Origin of the sequence: Acidovorax sp. 1608163, assembly GCF_003669015.1 — a bacterium.
Classification (GTDB): Bacteria; Pseudomonadota; Gammaproteobacteria; order Burkholderiales; family Burkholderiaceae_C; genus Acidovorax.
This window is the reverse complement of record NZ_CP033069.1, coordinates 4,490,715-4,506,135: the sequence shown is the minus strand read 5'-3', so window position 1 is coordinate 4,506,135 and position 15,421 is coordinate 4,490,715. Positions and strand designations below refer to the sequence as shown.

Genomic DNA, 15,421 nt, shown 5'->3' with positions numbered 1-15,421 from the left:
TCGTTCAGAGCGCGTATTTCACCAGCGGATGGGCGGTAAGTGCCCTGTAAAAATTGTCCAGCTGATCGCGGCTGGTGGCCGTGATGGTGATGGTGAGGCTGATGTACTTGCCCCCTGCGCTGTCACGCTGGGCGATGGTGGCGGCGTCCAGAAACGGGTCATGCTGCTTGGCCAGGGCGGTCATTTGCAGCACAAAATCGTCTGTCTTGGCGCCCATCACTTTGACCGGGAACAGGCAGGGGTATTCGATCAGCGAGTCTTTGCTCGGGTCCGGCGTGGCTGCGTCGGTGCCGTGGGGGGAGGGGGGCGCAGAGGATGTCATGGTCAAGGGTGCTTCTCTTTTGGTAGCTTTCAGCGCTTTGCTGGTAAGCCTTCTGGGCCTGTGCAATCGCTGGCATTGTGCTGCAAATACCCGTTATCAGTCCGCAACTTTGTGCCGGCCTTCGGTGTGTACGGCGTTGGCGTGTCACCACAAAGGGGCACGCGCGCGCACCGCATTTGTGCCCGCCATGTGGAATTTTCCTGGCGTCACGGGTTTTTACTTATAATTAGAGGCTTTGTAAAAGTTGCGGTCTGTAACGCGGACGTCATTCAATAATGAAAACAATCGCGCCAGAGACTGAAACTGAGGCTGAAGATTCTGACTTCAAGCCCCTGACCGCCCAAGAGGCGCAGCAGTGGCGCAGTCGCAATCCTCCCATTTCGGTGTGGAAGGTGGTGGCGGGTCAGGCACTGGTTGGAATGCTGGTGGCCCTGGTGGCCTGGGTTCTGACGGGCAGGGCATCGGTGGGCTGGTCTGCAGCCTATGGTGCCCTGGCGGTAGTGGTCCCGGCAGCTTTGTTTGCCCGGGGGGTGTTGCGTCACAAGGCGTCATCCAATCCGCGTGCCGCCATGCTGGGGTTCTTTGGTTGGGAAATCGCCAAAATCGTGTTGACGGTGGCGCTGCTGGCAGCGGCACCCCGGCTGGTGGTGGGCTTGAGCTGGATCGCCCTGCTGGTTGGCATGGTGGTCACAATGAAAACGTACTGGGTTGCGCTGTGGGTGCGGCCTGGTGTCCGAAAAACCGATTGATAGAGAGAAGAGTTGTCCGATGGCCGCAGAAGCGCACGCTCCGACTGCAAGTGAATACATCGTTCACCACCTGCAGCATCTTCAAAACATCAACCAGACCAAGATTGTTGACTTCACTGTCATCAACTATGACTCCATCATCGTGGGTTTGGTTCTGGGTGTCCTCACGCTTTTGATTCTCTGGTCGGCTGCCCGCAAGGCGACCTCCGGCGTGCCCGGTCGCTTCCAGGCGGCCGTGGAAATGCTGGTCGAGATGGTGGACAACCAGGCCAAGGCCAACATCCACAACGCCGAAAGCCGCAAGTTCATTGCCCCCCTGGGTCTCACGGTGTTTGTCTGGATCTTCCTGATGAACTTCATGGACATGTTGCCCGTGGACCTGCTGCCCGCCATCTGGGCGCAGATTTATGGCGCTGCCGGCCACGATCCGCACCACGCCTACCTGCGCGTTGTGCCTACAGCCGATCTCTCGACCACCCTGGGCTTGGCATTCGCCATCCTGATCCTGCGTTTCTGGTACAGCGTCAAGATCAAGGGCGCTGGCGGCTGGGCGCATGAGCTTGTGTCGGCCCCGTTCGGCACCAGCAAGAATCCCATCTTCGCCCTGATTTTGGGCGTAGTGAACCTGTTGATGCAGGTGATCGAATATGTCGCCAACACCGTGTCCCATGGCATGCGGTTGTTTGGCAACATGTACGCTGGCGAACTGGTGTTCATGCTGATTGCCCTGATGGGTGGTGCGGCTGCACTGTCGCTGTCGGGTGTGCTGCTGCCTGTGGGCCACGTCATCGCTGGCACCATCTGGACGCTGTTCCACATTTTGGTGATCTCGCTGCAAGCCTTCATTTTCATGATGCTTGCGCTGATTTACCTCGGTCAGGCGCACAACGCGCACTAAACGGTTCCCTTTCGTTTCTCTTTCCTTTTCAACTTTTCTTTTTTAACTCAGGAGTCATCATGGAAAACATTCTCGGTCTCGTCGCTCTGGCTTGTGGTCTGATCGTTGGTCTGGGCGCTATCGGCGCTTCCATCGGTATCGCACTGATGGGTGGCAAGTTCCTCGAATCGTCGGCACGTCAGCCTGAACTGATCAACGAACTGCAAACCAAGATGTTCATCTTGGCCGGTCTGATCGACGCTGCCTTCCTGATCGGCGTGGCTATCGCTCTGTTGTTCGCTTTCGCCAACCCCTTCGTCTCCACGTTCTTGGTCAACCTGCCCAAGTAATTCCCGTTCAACGCCACTCTAGAAAGGTGTTGCCGTGAGTATCAACGCGACCCTGTTCATTCAGGCCATCGTCTTCTTGATCCTGGTATGGTTCACGATGAAATTCGTGTGGCCTCCGATCGCGAAGGCGTTGGATGAACGAGCCCAGAAAATCGCCGAAGGCCTCGCTGCTGCCGATCGTGCCAAGTCCGAACTGACCGCTGCCAACCAGCGCGTCGAAAAGGAACTGTCACAGGCACGCAACGAAACGGCCTCGCGTCTTGCGGACGCCGACCGCCGTGCCCAGGCCATCGTCGAAGAAGCCAAGGCACGCGCTACGGAGGAAGGCAACAAGATCGTTGCATCCGCACGTGCAGAAGCCGAACAGCAAACGGTGCAAGCCCGCGAAGCCCTGCGTGAGCAGGTGGCCGCGCTGGCCGTCAAAGGTGCAGAGCAGATTCTCCGCAAGGAAGTCAATGCCGGCGTTCACGCCGACCTGCTCAACCGCCTGAAGACCGAGCTGTAAGGGGACACACATGGCTGAACTCGCCACCATTGCCCGCCCTTACGCCGAAGCCCTGTTCAAGGCCGCTACTGCGGGTGCGGGCATGGACCTGGCCAGCACTGCTGACTGGGTCGATGAACTGGCGGCCATTGCCGCCAACCCCCAGTTGCGCCAGCTGGCCGACAACCCCAAGGTGACGGCAGACCAGGTGTTTGCTGTCGTCACGGGTGTTGCGCGTTCGGCGCTGTCCGATGCGGCCAAGAACTTCCTGCGCACGGTCATCGACAACGGGCGCCTTGAAGCGCTGCCTGAAGTCGCCGTGCAATTCCGTGCCCTCGTGAATGGCCGCACAGGCTCTTCGGATGCTGTGGTACACAGCGCTTTCCCAATGGATGCTGCAGCCCTGGCCGATGTCAGCGCAGCCCTGGAAAAGCGCTTTGGCCGCAAGCTCAACCTCACCGCTCAGCTGGATGCGTCCCTGATCGGTGGCATTCGCGTAGTGGTGGGTGACGAGGTGCTGGACACTTCGGTCAAGGCCCGTCTTGAACAAATGAAAGCGGCCCTCACCGCGTAACGCGCGGCGAGGACAGCGAACCAAAGAAAGAAGGAAAGAGTCATGCAACTCAATCCCGCAGAAATTTCTGAACTCATCAAGAGCCGCATCGAAGGTCTGGCCGCCAGCAGCGATATCCGCAACCAGGGTACCGTGGTGTCCGTGTCCGACGGTATCGTGCGCGTGCACGGCCTGTCGGACGTGATGGCCGGTGAAATGCTTGAGTTCCCCGCCACCAAGGACGGCCAGCCCTCCTTCGGCCTGGCCCTGAACCTCGAGCGCGACTCCGTCGGCGCCGTGATTTTGGGTGAGTACGAGCACATCTCCGAAGGCGACACCGTCAAGTGCACGGGCCGCATTCTGGAAGTGCCCGTCGGCCCCGAGCTGATTGGCCGCGTGGTGAACGCCCTGGGCCAGCCTATCGACGGCAAGGGTCCCATCAACGCCAAGCTCACCGACGTGATCGAAAAGGTCGCTCCGGGCGTGATCGCCCGTAAATCGGTGGACCAACCCCTGCAGACGGGTCTGAAGTCCATCGACTCGATGGTGCCCGTGGGCCGTGGTCAGCGCGAGCTGATCATCGGTGACCGCCAGACCGGCAAGACCGCTGTGGCTATCGACGCCATCATTGCCCAGAAGGGCCAAGGCGTGTCCTGCATCTACGTCGCCATCGGTCAGAAGGCTTCGTCGATCAAGAACGTGGTGCGCGCGCTGGAACAAGCTGGTGCCATGGAGTACACGATTGTGGTGGCCGCATCGGCTTCCGAATCGGCCGCCATGCAGTACGTGTCGGCCTACTCGGGTTGCACGATGGGCGAATACTTCCGCGATCGTGGCCAAGACGCCCTGATCGTGTATGACGATCTGTCCAAGCAAGCGGTTGCTTACCGTCAAGTGTCGCTGCTGTTGCGCCGCCCACCAGGCCGCGAAGCCTACCCTGGCGACGTGTTCTATCTCCACAGCCGTCTGCTCGAACGCGCAGCCCGCGTGAACGCCGACTACGTCGAAGCCTTCACCAAGGGTGAAGTCAAGGGCAAGACCGGTTCGCTGACTGCACTGCCGATCATCGAAACGCAAGCTGGCGACGTGTCCGCTTTCGTGCCAACCAACGTGATCTCGATCACGGACGGCCAGATCTTCCTGGAAACCAGCCTGTTCAACGCCGGTATTCGCCCCGCCATCAACGCCGGTATCTCGGTGTCGCGCGTCGGTGGTGCTGCCCAGACCAAGCTGGTGAAGAACCTGTCCGGCGGTATCCGTACCGACTTGGCCCAGTACCGTGAACTGGCTGCGTTTGCGCAGTTCGCTTCCGACCTGGACGAAGCCACCCGCAAGCAGCTGGACCGCGGTGCCCGCGTGACCGAACTGCTCAAGCAGGCACAGTACAGCCCCCTGTCCATCTCGCTGATGGGCGCGACGCTGTTCGCTGTGAACAAGGGCTTCATGGACGACATCGATGTCAAGAAGGTTCTTGATTTCGAACACGGCCTGCACCAGTTCCTGAAGACCAGCCACGCCGCACTGCTGGCCAAGCTGGAACAGGCCAAGGCCATGGACAAGGAAGCTGAAGCCGAATTGACCGCTGCTGTCGCCGCGTTCAAGAAGTCGTTCGCTTAAACCGGACGAGGAGCCATCATGGCAGCAGGCAAGGAAATACGGGGCAAGATCAAATCGGTGGAAAACACCAAGAAGATCACCAAAGCCATGGAGATGGTGGCTGCATCCAAAATGCGCAAGGCGCAGGAGCGGATGCGGGCAGCCCGTCCCTATAGCGAGAAGATCCGCAATATTGCAGCCAACCTCGGCCACGCCAATCCAGAGTACGTGCATCCGTTCATGAAAGTGAACGATGCAAAGACCGCTGGTGTCATTGTCATCACCACAGACAAGGGTCTGTGCGGTGGCATGAACACCAACGTGTTGCGTGCCGTGACAACCAAGCTGCGTGAGCTGCAAGGTGCCGGTGTCTCGACTGAAGCGGTGGCGATTGGTAACAAGGGTCTGGGTTTCTTGAACCGTGTGGGTGCCAAGGTGGTTTCACACGTGACAGGCCTGGGCGATACGCCCCATCTGGACAAGCTGATTGGCCCGGTGAAGGTGCTGCTTGACGCATATGCCGAAGGCAAGATCAATGCGGTGTACCTGAGCTACACCAAGTTCATCAACACCATGAAGCAGGAGTCAGTGGTGGAGCAATTGCTTCCTCTGTCCTCCGAACAAATGCAGGCTGAGAAGACGGAACACGGCTGGGACTACATCTACGAGCCCGATGCGCAAAGCGTCATCGACGAGTTGCTGGTCCGCTATGTCGAGTCCCTGATCTACCAAGCCGTTGCAGAAAACATGGCGTCAGAGCAATCGGCGCGGATGGTGGCCATGAAGGCCGCAACAGACAACGCCGGCAGCGTCATTGGTGAGTTGAAGCTGGTCTACAACAAGACGCGTCAGGCAGCGATCACGAAAGAACTTTCGGAAATCGTGGCCGGCGCCGCCGCTGTGTAAGCAGCTCAACATACAACATTATTGGAGCGAAAAATGGCTCAAGTGCAAGGCAAGATTGTTCAATGTATCGGCGCTGTGGTGGACGTTGAGTTCCCACGCGACCAGATGCCCAAGATTTACGACGCTCTGAAGCTCGAAGGTTCCAACCTGACGCTGGAAGTGCAGCAGCAGTTGGGCGACGGCGTGGTGCGTACCATTGCGCTGGGTTCGTCCGACGGCCTGCGCCGCGGCCTCATGGTGACCAACACCGGCAACGCTATCACCGTGCCCGTGGGCAAGGCAACGCTGGGCCGCATCATGGACGTGCTGGGCGCGCCCATCGACGAACGTGGTCCCGTCAGCCAAGACCTGACTGCCTCTATCCACCGCAAGGCCCCTGCGTACGACGAACTGTCGCCTTCGCAAGAGCTGCTGGAAACGGGTATCAAGGTGATCGACTTGGTCTGCCCGTTCGCCAAGGGCGGCAAGGTGGGCCTGTTCGGTGGCGCCGGCGTGGGCAAGACCGTGAACATGATGGAACTCATCAACAACATTGCCAAGGCCCACTCGGGTCTGTCGGTGTTCGCTGGTGTGGGCGAGCGTACCCGCGAAGGGAACGACTTCTACCATGAAATGGCCGATTCCGGCGTGGTGAACCTGGAGAAGCTCGAAGAGTCCAAGGTTGCCATGGTTTACGGCCAGATGAACGAGCCCCCAGGCAACCGTCTGCGCGTGGCGCTGACTGGCCTGACCATTGCCGAGTCGTTCCGCGATGAAGGCCGTGACGTGCTGTTCTTCGTGGACAACATCTACCGCTACACACTGGCCGGTACCGAAGTGTCCGCTCTGCTGGGCCGTATGCCTTCCGCCGTGGGCTACCAGCCTACGCTGGCCGAGGAAATGGGCCGCCTGCAAGAGCGTATTACCTCCACCAAGGTTGGTTCGATCACCTCCATCCAGGCCGTTTACGTGCCAGCGGATGACTTGACCGACCCATCGCCTGCCACAACGTTCGCTCACTTGGATTCCACCGTGGTGCTGTCCCGTGACATCGCTTCGCTGGGTATCTACCCTGCTGTGGATCCTCTGGACTCCACCAGCCGCCAGCTGGACCCGAACGTCGTGGGCGAAGACCACTACGCCACGGCCCGCGCGGTGCAAGGTACGCTGCAACGCTACAAGGAACTGCGCGACATCATCGCCATTCTGGGCATGGACGAACTGGCTCCTGACGACAAGCTGGCCGTGGCCCGCGCTCGCAAGATCCAGCGTTTCCTGTCGCAGCCGTTCCACGTGGCCGAAGTGTTCACGGGCTCTCCAGGCAAGTACGTTCCGCTGTCGGAAACCATCCGTGGTTTCAAGATGATCGTGAACGGCGAGTGTGACCACCTGCCAGAACAAGCGTTCTACATGGTCGGTACCATCGACGAAGCCTTCGAGAAGGCCAAGAAGGTGGCCTGATCTCAGATGGGCTGAACACCGTCCGGTGGTTCAGCCCTCTGTAGTCAAGTCCCCCTCTTTTTCTTAGGAGCCATGATGAACACTATCCACGTTGATGTGGTCAGCGCCGAAGAGTCCATCTTCTCTGGCGAGGCGCGTTTTGTCGCTCTGCCTGGCGAATCCGGCGAGTTGGGCATTTACCCTCGCCACACCCCGCTGATCACCCGTATCAAGCCCGGTTCGGTGCGCATCGAAACGGCAGACGGTGGCGAAGAGTTTGTCTTCGTTGCGGGCGGTATTCTGGAAGTCCAGCCCAACTGCGTCACGGTTCTGTCTGATACCGCCATCCGTGGCAAGGACCTGGACGACGAGAAGGCCAATGCTGCCAAGGCGGCAGCCCAGGAAGCGCTCAAGAACGCCAAGAGCGATCTCGATCTGGCCAAGGCACAGTCTGAATTGGCTGTGATGGCTGCGCAGATTGCGGCTTTGCGCAAGTACCGCCAAAAGAAGTGAGCTGCACGCAGCGTCCACCTCTTCCAAGAAAACCCGGCATGTCCGGGTTTTTTATGGCTGTTCACCGGTCGCTGGCGCCATCAAGAGATTGGAGAGGCATTGAGCGTGTGCCCGACTTTTCCTTGCACATGGCAAAGAGGAGCTTGCGTCGACGCAGATCCGTTTTGTCGGGATATCTAGGGCCGCGCTGTCTGCTATCCCCGCGCTAGGGCCTTGGCTCCCTCACAATCCAGGGTCCAGAAGCCCATTTGCGGTTGCAATCCATTCCTATGCCACGCACCAAACACCCTGCCCAGTCGTTGGGCGGATCGCCTGATGACACGGAAGCTCTGTTCTACGAGGCTTTGCAGAAAGGCGACATCGATTTGTTGATGTCTTGCTGGGCGGACGAGGAAGACATCCTGTGTGTCCACCCGGGCGGCTCGCGCTTGGTGGGCGCGGCGGCCATACGGGCGGCCTTTGATGGGATGTTCTCGCAGGGAAGCATTCGGCTCACGGTTTCCCAGGTGCACCGTGTTCAGTCGGTTTCCAGTGCCGTGCACAGTGTGGCCGAGCGTGTGGAGATCATGTTGCCAGATGGGCTGCACGCTGCTTTTTTGCTGGCCACCAATGTGTACCACCGCACACCGGAGGGTTGGCGCCTGGTGGCGCACCATGCCAGCACGGGCGGATCTCCCGATAGCTTGCCCGGGCCTGAGGTGCCACAGGTATTGCACTGACGGGTGCAAGCGCTGTCTCTGTTGAACTGCGAAGGTTGTGTTTTGAATCAAATAGGCCTCTAGCGCTTATTCAATAAGCGCAAGCAGCTATGAAATATGTAGCGCCTAACTGGCTCCCCGGCGGACAACTGCAGACCCTTTGGCCTGCCTTGTTTTCGCGTCGAACCCATGGTTCGGCCCCGGTCTATCGGCGCGAGCGGTGGACCACCCCGGATGCCGATTTTGTGGATGTGGATTTCTTGGCCGACGCCCCAACGGCTGTGGCCTCTGAGACCCCCATGCTGGTGGTCTTTCACGGTCTGGAGGGCTCGTCGCGCAGCCACTATTGCGAGGCTTTTGCCGAGGTGGCGCGCGAGAGGGGATGGGCCTGCGCATTGCCCCACTTTCGCGGTTGCAGTGGCGAGATCAACCATGCCCCCCGCGCCTACCACTCTGGCGACCACGAAGAAATCGGCTGGATACTGGGCCAACTGCAAGCCGCGCACCCAGGGCCGCTGGTGGCGGTGGGGGTTTCATTGGGCGGCAACGCTTTGATGCGCTGGGCTGCTGAAGCGCAAGGCCTGGCGGCCCGGAGTGTGAGAGCCGTAGCCGCCGTGTGTGCGCCGCTTGATTTGGCGGCGGGAGGCCTTGCCATCGGAAAAGGCCTCAATCGACAGATTTACACGCGCATGTTCTTGCGGACCATGGTGCCCAAGGCGTTGCAAAAGTGGCAACAGCACCCGGGCTTGTTTGATAAGGATGCACTCTTGGCCGCACGGGATTTGTATGCCTTCGACAACGTGTTTACCGCCCCCTTGCATGGGTTTCAGGACACGGCGGACTATTGGCACCGTGCGTCTTCCAAGCCCCTGTTGCCCCTGATTCAGGTGCCTGCATTGGTCGTGAATGCGCTGAACGACCCCTTTGTTCCTGCGGACAGTTTGCCGGGGGCCTGTGACGTTGGGCCCTGTGTGACGTTGTGGCAGCCGGAGCACGGTGGGCATGTCGGCTTTGCCCAAGGGCGTTGGCCGGGGCATGTGCGCGCCATGCCCGATGCGGTCAGCGATTGGCTGGCCTGTGCCGCCGCATTGCCGCAGGCACAATCAGCCCATGGATGACATCGTCAAACAAGCGTTGGTGAAGTGGCCCCATGTGCCCGATTGCTACGGCTGGCTGGGCTTGGATGCACGTGGGCGCTGGTTCATGCGCGATGCTGCTGTGCAGGCGGCCGGCGATTTTGCCAGCAGCCGTGGGTCGTGGCTGCAGCATGCCAAGCTGATCGAGTTCATCGGGCGCAACTACGAGTGCGATGCCCAGGGGCTGTGGTTTTTCCAGAATGGCCCGCAGCGGGTCTATGTGGAGTTGGAGGCCGCCCCTTGGGTCTGGCGGGTATTGCCAGACTTTCGTTTGCAGTCGCACACCGGCCACCTGGCGGACGCGCAGGACTGCTGCGTGGATGAACAAGGGCGCTTGTATATCGCCTCGGCCTTGGGTTTGGGTGTAGTGCATACCCAAGACATGGTGTACGCCGCCGAAGCGGTGGAGCAAGGGCTGTGGGTGCCGCGTGACGTTTTATCGACCCAATTGCCGCAGGAGTTTCAGTTCGTTTTGAGTCCGGCTGCACAGGCGAAGTAGAGGCAAAGTAGCGACCGCAGGACGCGCAATAAAAAAGCCGATGCATGCATCGGCTTTTTTGATGGACTGGCCGCTGTGTGCAGCCGCCTTGGGTTACTGCGCTGCAGAGGCTCCGGCCTCTGGGGCGGCAGCGCCTGGCGCTGCAGGCTCAGCAAACTTGGCACCGCCGGCATTGGCCATGAACACCACGGCCCGGGCAATTTCGGTGTCGTTGAAGTCACCACCACCCTGGGGCGCCATGGCGCCCTTGCCCTTGAGGGCGGACTGGACCAGCGCTTCAAAGCCGGTCTTGATGCGAGGGCCCCAGGCTGCAGCGTCGGCCAGCTTGGGTGCCCCTGCTGCGCCGGTGGCGTGGCAAGCGGCGCATTGGCCCTTGAACACTTCTTCGCCTGCGCGCAGAGGGCGATTGGCATCGCGCACTTCCACCATGCCCACTTTTTGGATGCGCTCGGCCAGTGCCTTTTCAGGGTTGGCGGCACCAGCGGCAGGCTTGTTGCTGGAGGTCACGTAGAGAACCAGGCCGATGATGGCAAAGATAGGCACCACGAACGAGAAAAATCCCGCGATCAGTAGTTGCTTGGGGGTTTTGATCGGGCCTGTATGCGCTTCTTCGTGGTGGTTGTCGCTCATGACGTCCTCTGGAGTGGCGGGGTCTTTGATGGAATAACCCTAAATTATATCTGTGGGGTAGGCCTGTGATAGATGGTCACTGACCAGACCCCGCAAGATATTCGTCGGTATCCCACGAGGGGCTTTCTCAGGGCGCTTTGCTGGCTTGGCCTGTTTCCGCATCCCAGCCGCCGCCCAGCGCCTTGAACAGCGTGACTTGATTTTGCAACTGCCCCAGGCGCACCTGCACCACGCCTTGCTGCGTGCTGAACAGTGAGCGCTGTGCGTCCAGCAAATCGAGGTAGCTGGCCACCCCGTTTTTGTAGCGCAGATCCGCCAGGTTCAGGCGTATGGCCTCAGCCTCGGCTTGCTTGGTTTGCGCGTCCAGTTGCTCTGTCAGGGTGCTTTGGCTGGCCAGCGCGTCAGACACCTCCCGGAATGCCGTTTGGATGGCCTTCTCATACTGCGCTACGGCAAGTTTGCGGCCCACCTGTGCACTATCGAGGTTCGCTTGGTTGGCGCCCGCATCGAACAGAGGCAGCAGCAGCGATGGGGCCAAGGTGAAGCCCCAGGAGCCGTTTTTGAACAGGCCTGAAAGCTCGCCACTGGCGGTTCCGGCCTGCGCCGTCAAGGCAATGCGCGGAAAGAATGCGGCACGCGCGGCTCCAATGTTGGCATTGGCCGCCACCAGTTGCTGCTCTGCCTGTCGAATGTCTGGCCGCTGTGCCAGCAGATCTGAGGGCAAGCCTGTAGGAACTGTCTGCATGCTGGGGGCGGCCCGCAAATCGCTGCGGGTCAAGCTGGCTCGAATGTCCTCAGGCAACGGTTGGCCCAGCAGCAGGGCCAGGGCATTCTCGTCGAGGGCTCTTTGGCGCTGCTGCTGGGCCAGCGTCGCCCGTGCGGCCTGGGTCAGTGATTCCGCTTGCCGATAGTCAAGTTCTGACGCTGCCCCGGAGTCCAGCCGCAGCTTGGTCAGCCGCACGGACTCTTCGCGGGTGGTCAAGGTCCGGCGTGAAAGCTCCAGCAACTGCTCGTCGGCCAGCAGCGTCAGCCAGGCATTGGCCACTGCGCTGATCAGGCTGACCTGGGCGGCATTGCGCCCTTCTTCGCTTGCAAGGTACTGTGCCAGTGCCTGCTCCTTGAGGCTGGCGACGCGGCCAAAAAAGTCCAGCTCCCAGGCGGTGACAGCAAGGCCCACGCTGAAGCTGTTGGTCAGGTCGCCAGAGCCCGAGGCGGGCGCGCGGGAGGCATTGGCGGCCAGCCCCACTGCAGGGTACTGCGCCGCTCTGCGCACCTGAAACTGTGCGCGCGCTTGCTCGACATTGAGGCTGGCGATGCGCAGGTCACGGTTGTGGTCCAGCGCGATCTCAATGAGCTGTTGCAGGCGTAGCTCGGAGAAGTAGCTGCGCCAGGAGGGGAGCGGAGCGCCGGGCTGCGTCGACGCTGCGGTGTAGCCCGTGGGCACTGGGGCTGCAGGGCGCTCGTATGCCGGAATCATGGAGCAGCCAGCCAGCAGGGCCACCATCGCCAGGCTCAGGGGGGCGAGTTTCTTAGTCATGGTTTCCAATTCCTGCTTCTTCGGCATGGCGGCGGTTCATTTCTTGTTGGCGTGCGCTGCCCTTGAAGAGCCCGCGCACGACCACGAAAAAGACGGGGACAAAGAACACCGCCAAGACGGTGCCCGTGAACATACCCCCCAGCACACCAGTGCCGATGGCGCGTTGGCTGGCAGACCCGGCGCCGCTGGCAATGGCCAGTGGCACCACGCCCAGGCCAAACGCCATGGAGGTCATGATGATGGGCCTGAAGCGCAAATGCGCTGCTTCCAGGGCCGACTCAATGACACCCTTGCCTTGGGCTTGCAGGTCTTTGGCGAACTCAATGATCAAAATCGCATTCTTGGCAGACAGCCCAATGATGGTGATCAGCCCCACCTGGAAGTAGACGTCGTTGGCGTATCCCCGCATCAGCGTGGCGAGTAACACCCCCAGCACGCCCAGCGGCACCACCAGCACCACGGCCAACGGAATGGACCAGCTTTCATACAGTGCAGCCAGGCAGAGGAACACTGCCAGGATGGCGAAGCTGTACAGAATCAAGGACTGTGAGCCTGCGAGTTTTTCTTCACGCGACTGTCCGGTCCATTCAAAGCCAAAGCCTGCCGGCAACTGGCCGGCCAGCTTCTCCATCTCCGCCATGGCCGCACCAGTGCTCAGACCTGGCGCAGGGCTGCCAGAGATGCGCATCGCGGGATAGCCGTTGTAGCGCACCGTCTGTTGTGCGCCCTTGACCCACTTGGTGGTTGCAAAGGCCGAGAGTGGCACCGGCTTGCCTTGGCTGTTGCTTGCGTTCAATTTCATCAGATCATCAGGCTGCATGCGGGCAGGGGCATCTGCCTGCACCACGACACGCTGTAGTCGCCCTTGGTTCGGGAAGTCGTTGACATAGCTGGACCCCAGGGCGGTGGACAGCGTGGAGTTGATGGCATCGAACGTCACGCCCAGTGCATTGGCTTTGTCGCGGTCAATGTCAATTTGCAGTTGCGGGGCGTCTTCCAGTCCGTCTGGGCGCACTTGCGTGAGCACCTTGCTCTGGGACGCCATGCCCAGCAGTTGATTGCGGGCATTGACCAACGCTTCGTGCCCCGCACCGCTGCGGTCTTGCAAGCGGAACGTGAACCCGCTGGCGTTGCCCAGCTCGGGGATGGGCGGTGGGCTGAGCGGGAAGATGAATGCATCGCGAATGCCCATTAGCCCACCAAAGGCTCGGTTGGCCACGTCTTGCGCCGACTGGCCTGGACCATGGCGCTCGCTCCAGTCCTTGAGCGTCACAAAGGCCAATGCTGCGTTCTGTCCTTGGCCAGAAAAGCTGAAACCGAGAACCCCCACCATGCTTTGCACTTCGGGCTGCTTGAGGATGAAGCTTTCCACTTGCTCCATGACGGCCAGCGTCCGCTCCTGCGTCGCGCCCGGCGGCAACTGCACGTTCACGATGATGTTGCCTTGGTCCTCGCTGGGCAAAAAGGAGGTTGGCAGGCGCATGTAGACGACTGCCACGGCACCAACGATGGCCGCGTAAATGACCAAATATCGCGCTGCGCGCTTGAGCATGCGAGCGACCCAGCCTTCATAGCCTTTGGCGGCAACGGTGAAGCGCCGGTTGAACCAGCCGAAAAAGCCCGTCTTTTCGTGGTGGTGGCCTGCTTCCACTGGCTTGAGCAAGGTGGCGCACAGCGCTGGCGTCAACGACAAGGCCATGAAGGCCGAGAACCCGATAGACGCCACCATGACCGCCGAGAATTGGCGGTAGATATTGCCGGTAGAGCCTGCGAAGAACGCCAGAGGCACAAACACGGAGATCAGCACCACGGTCACGCCAATGATGGCGCCCGAAATCTGGCGCATGGCTTTGCGTGTGGCTTCCAGCGGCGAGAGACCTTCTTCGCTCATGATGCGCTCGACGTTCTCGACCACCACGATGGCATCGTCCACGACGATACCGATCACCAGCACCATGCCGAACATGGTAAGCACGTTGATGGAGAAGCCCAGCGCCAGCAACGTCGCAAAAGTGCCCAGCAACGCAATCGGCACCACGATGGTGGGAATGACGGTGTAGCGCCAGTTCTGCAGAAACAGGAACATCACCAGGAACACCAGGGCGACGGCTTCCAGCAGCGTTTTGGCCACTTGGGTGATGGAGATGTCCACAAAGCGCGAGCTGTCGTAGGGAATGCTCCAGCTCATGCCTTGAGGAAAGTACCGGGACAGCTCGTCCATCTTGGTGCGCACGGCTTTGGCTGCCTCCAGCGCGTTGCCGCTAGGAGACAACTGGACACCAATGCCAATGGCCGGTTTGCCGTTGAGTCGGGCAGCGGTGGCGTAGGCCTGGCCGCCCAGTTCCACGCGCGCCACATCTTTGATCCGAACGGTAGAGCCGTCTGCATTGGCCCGCAGGATGATGTTGGAGAACTGCTCTACGCTGGACAACTGGCCTGTCACCACCACGGTTGCGGAAATGCCCTGGCCCGCCAAGTTGGGCAAATCGCCAATGGTGCCGCTGGCCACTTGTGCATTTTGGGCGCGGATGGCTGCACTCACTTCGGCCGCAGAGACGTTGAAGCTCTCCATCTTGGCGGGGTCGATCCAGATGCGCATCGCCCTTTCGGTGCCGAAGAGCTGGGCCTGGCCGATGCCGCTCAGCCGCTGCAGTTCAGGCACCACGTTGCGAGATGCATAGTCACCCAGCGCCACGGTGTCTGTTTTCGGGTCGCTGGAGGACAACATCGTGAACAGCAAGAAGTTGGACCTCGATTTGTCCACGCGCACGCCTTGCTGCGTGACGGTTGACGGCAGCCGTGGAGTGGCTCTGGACAGCCGGTTTTGTACGTCCACCTGCGCCAGGTCTGCGTTGGTGCCGGGCTGGAAACTCAGCGTGATGCTGCCGGAGCCGTCTGCTTGTGCAACGGACTCCATATAGATCAACCCCGGGGAGCCATTCATCTCGCGCTCAATCACCGACAGCACACTGTCTTCCAGCGTCTGTGCAGAAGCGCCTGGGTACGAGGTATTGATGACGATGGACGGCGGAGCGACGGGGGGGTACTGCGAGATGGGCAGCTGGGTGATTGCCACGCCCCCCATGACCATGATGAACAGTGCGATGACCCACGCAAAGATGGGTCGGTCAATAAAGAACTTGGCCATGTGC

General features: G+C 60.5%; 16 protein-coding genes. 12 read left to right on the top strand and 4 right to left on the bottom strand.

The window, feature by feature from the left end; genetic code table 11:
- Window positions 1–4: 4 nt before the first annotated feature.
- On the bottom strand, window positions 5–322 hold the full coding sequence (locus tag EAG14_RS20045) for a YbeD family protein (protein WP_121729923.1): 318 nt from the start codon (window positions 320–322) through the stop codon (window positions 5–7).
- 275 nt (window positions 323–597) lie between these two features.
- On the opposite strand from EAG14_RS20045, the gene EAG14_RS20040 reads away from it, so the two are divergent.
- From EAG14_RS20040 to EAG14_RS19985, 12 genes are all read left to right on the top strand, one after another.
- On the top strand, window positions 598–1,071 hold the full coding sequence (locus tag EAG14_RS20040; RefSeq protein WP_121729922.1) for an ATP synthase subunit I: 474 nt from the start codon (window positions 598–600) through the stop codon (window positions 1,069–1,071).
- Window positions 1,072–1,090: 19 nt separating this feature from the next.
- Entirely contained in the window at window positions 1,091–1,969 is an 879-nt protein-coding gene (atpB, locus tag EAG14_RS20035; protein WP_121729921.1) for a F0F1 ATP synthase subunit A, read from the top strand.
- Window positions 1,970–2,028: 59 nt separating this feature from the next.
- Entirely contained in the window at window positions 2,029–2,298 is a 270-nt protein-coding gene (gene atpE / locus EAG14_RS20030; RefSeq protein WP_099657604.1) for a F0F1 ATP synthase subunit C, read from the top strand.
- Between the two features lie 34 nt (window positions 2,299–2,332).
- Window positions 2,333–2,803, top strand: coding sequence for a F0F1 ATP synthase subunit B (locus EAG14_RS20025; RefSeq protein WP_099657605.1), 471 nt, complete (start codon window positions 2,333–2,335; stop codon window positions 2,801–2,803).
- Window positions 2,804–2,813: 10 nt separating this feature from the next.
- Complete coding sequence (locus tag EAG14_RS20020) at window positions 2,814–3,356, top strand: F0F1 ATP synthase subunit delta (protein WP_099657606.1); 543 nt, start codon at window positions 2,814–2,816, stop codon at window positions 3,354–3,356.
- A 42-nt stretch (window positions 3,357–3,398) separates the two neighbouring features.
- A complete protein-coding gene (atpA, locus tag EAG14_RS20015) occupies window positions 3,399–4,952 on the top strand; it encodes a F0F1 ATP synthase subunit alpha (RefSeq protein WP_099742831.1) in 1,554 nt (517 codons plus the stop codon).
- An 18-nt stretch (window positions 4,953–4,970) separates the two neighbouring features.
- Window positions 4,971–5,837 carry a F0F1 ATP synthase subunit gamma gene (atpG, locus tag EAG14_RS20010; protein ID WP_099657608.1) on the top strand — a complete coding sequence of 289 codons (867 nt, stop codon included), beginning with the start codon at window positions 4,971–4,973 and terminating at the stop codon, window positions 5,835–5,837.
- 33 nt (window positions 5,838–5,870) lie between these two features.
- A complete protein-coding gene (atpD, locus tag EAG14_RS20005; protein WP_099657609.1) occupies window positions 5,871–7,277 on the top strand; it encodes a F0F1 ATP synthase subunit beta in 1,407 nt (468 codons plus the stop codon).
- Window positions 7,278–7,352: 75 nt separating this feature from the next.
- Entirely contained in the window at window positions 7,353–7,769 is a 417-nt protein-coding gene (locus EAG14_RS20000; protein WP_099658963.1) for a F0F1 ATP synthase subunit epsilon, read from the top strand.
- 269 nt (window positions 7,770–8,038) lie between these two features.
- Entirely contained in the window at window positions 8,039–8,488 is a 450-nt protein-coding gene (locus EAG14_RS19995) for a nuclear transport factor 2 family protein (RefSeq protein ID WP_099657610.1), read from the top strand.
- Window positions 8,489–8,577: 89 nt separating this feature from the next.
- Complete coding sequence (locus tag EAG14_RS19990; RefSeq protein WP_121729920.1) at window positions 8,578–9,585, top strand: YheT family hydrolase; 1,008 nt, start codon at window positions 8,578–8,580, stop codon at window positions 9,583–9,585.
- Window positions 9,578–10,102, top strand: coding sequence for a DUF2946 family protein (locus EAG14_RS19985; protein WP_121729919.1), 525 nt, complete (start codon window positions 9,578–9,580; stop codon window positions 10,100–10,102). The genes EAG14_RS19990 and EAG14_RS19985 overlap by 8 nt, the downstream gene beginning before the upstream one ends.
- A 93-nt stretch (window positions 10,103–10,195) precedes the next feature.
- On the opposite strand, the gene EAG14_RS19980 is transcribed toward EAG14_RS19985, so the two are convergent.
- The 3 genes from EAG14_RS19980 to EAG14_RS19970 form a co-directional block, all read right to left on the bottom strand.
- On the bottom strand, window positions 10,196–10,732 hold the full coding sequence (locus tag EAG14_RS19980; RefSeq protein WP_099657613.1) for a cytochrome c5 family protein: 537 nt from the start codon (window positions 10,730–10,732) through the stop codon (window positions 10,196–10,198).
- Window positions 10,733–10,859: 127 nt separating this feature from the next.
- Window positions 10,860–12,269: an efflux transporter outer membrane subunit gene (locus EAG14_RS19975; protein ID WP_121729918.1), complete on the bottom strand. Its 1,410-nt coding sequence runs from the start codon at window positions 12,267–12,269 to the stop codon at window positions 10,860–10,862.
- The gene (locus EAG14_RS19970) at window positions 12,262–15,417 is read right to left on the bottom strand and encodes an efflux RND transporter permease subunit (protein WP_121729917.1); all 3,156 of its coding nucleotides are present in this window, start codon (window positions 15,415–15,417) and stop codon (window positions 12,262–12,264) included. The genes EAG14_RS19975 and EAG14_RS19970 overlap by 8 nt, the downstream gene beginning before the upstream one ends.
- Between the last annotated feature and the right edge of the window lie 4 nt (window positions 15,418–15,421).

What these genes read in the sequence shown, in the direction of transcription:
- atpG (WP_099657608.1), top strand. Translation starts at nt 4,971, where the DNA reads ATGGCAGCAGGCAAGGAAATACGGGGCAAGATCAAATCGGTGGAAAAC.
- EAG14_RS19995 (WP_099657610.1), top strand. Translation starts at nt 8,039, where the DNA reads ATGCCACGCACCAAACACCCTGCCCAGTCGTTGGGCGGATCGCCTGAT.
- atpA (WP_099742831.1), top strand. Translation starts at nt 3,399, where the DNA reads ATGCAACTCAATCCCGCAGAAATTTCTGAACTCATCAAGAGCCGCATC.
- EAG14_RS19985 (WP_121729919.1), top strand. Translation starts at nt 9,578, where the DNA reads ATGGATGACATCGTCAAACAAGCGTTGGTGAAGTGGCCCCATGTGCCC.
- EAG14_RS19970 (WP_121729917.1), bottom strand. Translation starts at nt 15,417, where the DNA reads ATGGCCAAGTTCTTTATTGACCGACCCATCTTTGCGTGGGTCATCGCA.
- EAG14_RS20045 (WP_121729923.1), bottom strand. Translation starts at nt 322, where the DNA reads ATGACATCCTCTGCGCCCCCCTCCCCCCACGGCACCGACGCAGCCACG.
- atpD (WP_099657609.1), top strand. Translation starts at nt 5,871, where the DNA reads ATGGCTCAAGTGCAAGGCAAGATTGTTCAATGTATCGGCGCTGTGGTG.
- atpB (WP_121729921.1), top strand. Translation starts at nt 1,091, where the DNA reads ATGGCCGCAGAAGCGCACGCTCCGACTGCAAGTGAATACATCGTTCAC.
- EAG14_RS19990 (WP_121729920.1), top strand. Translation starts at nt 8,578, where the DNA reads ATGAAATATGTAGCGCCTAACTGGCTCCCCGGCGGACAACTGCAGACC.
- EAG14_RS20040 (WP_121729922.1), top strand. Translation starts at nt 598, where the DNA reads ATGAAAACAATCGCGCCAGAGACTGAAACTGAGGCTGAAGATTCTGAC.
- EAG14_RS19975 (WP_121729918.1), bottom strand. Translation starts at nt 12,269, where the DNA reads ATGACTAAGAAACTCGCCCCCCTGAGCCTGGCGATGGTGGCCCTGCTG.
- EAG14_RS20000 (WP_099658963.1), top strand. Translation starts at nt 7,353, where the DNA reads ATGAACACTATCCACGTTGATGTGGTCAGCGCCGAAGAGTCCATCTTC.
- EAG14_RS19980 (WP_099657613.1), bottom strand. Translation starts at nt 10,732, where the DNA reads ATGAGCGACAACCACCACGAAGAAGCGCATACAGGCCCGATCAAAACC.
- atpE (WP_099657604.1), top strand. Translation starts at nt 2,029, where the DNA reads ATGGAAAACATTCTCGGTCTCGTCGCTCTGGCTTGTGGTCTGATCGTT.
- EAG14_RS20020 (WP_099657606.1), top strand. Translation starts at nt 2,814, where the DNA reads ATGGCTGAACTCGCCACCATTGCCCGCCCTTACGCCGAAGCCCTGTTC.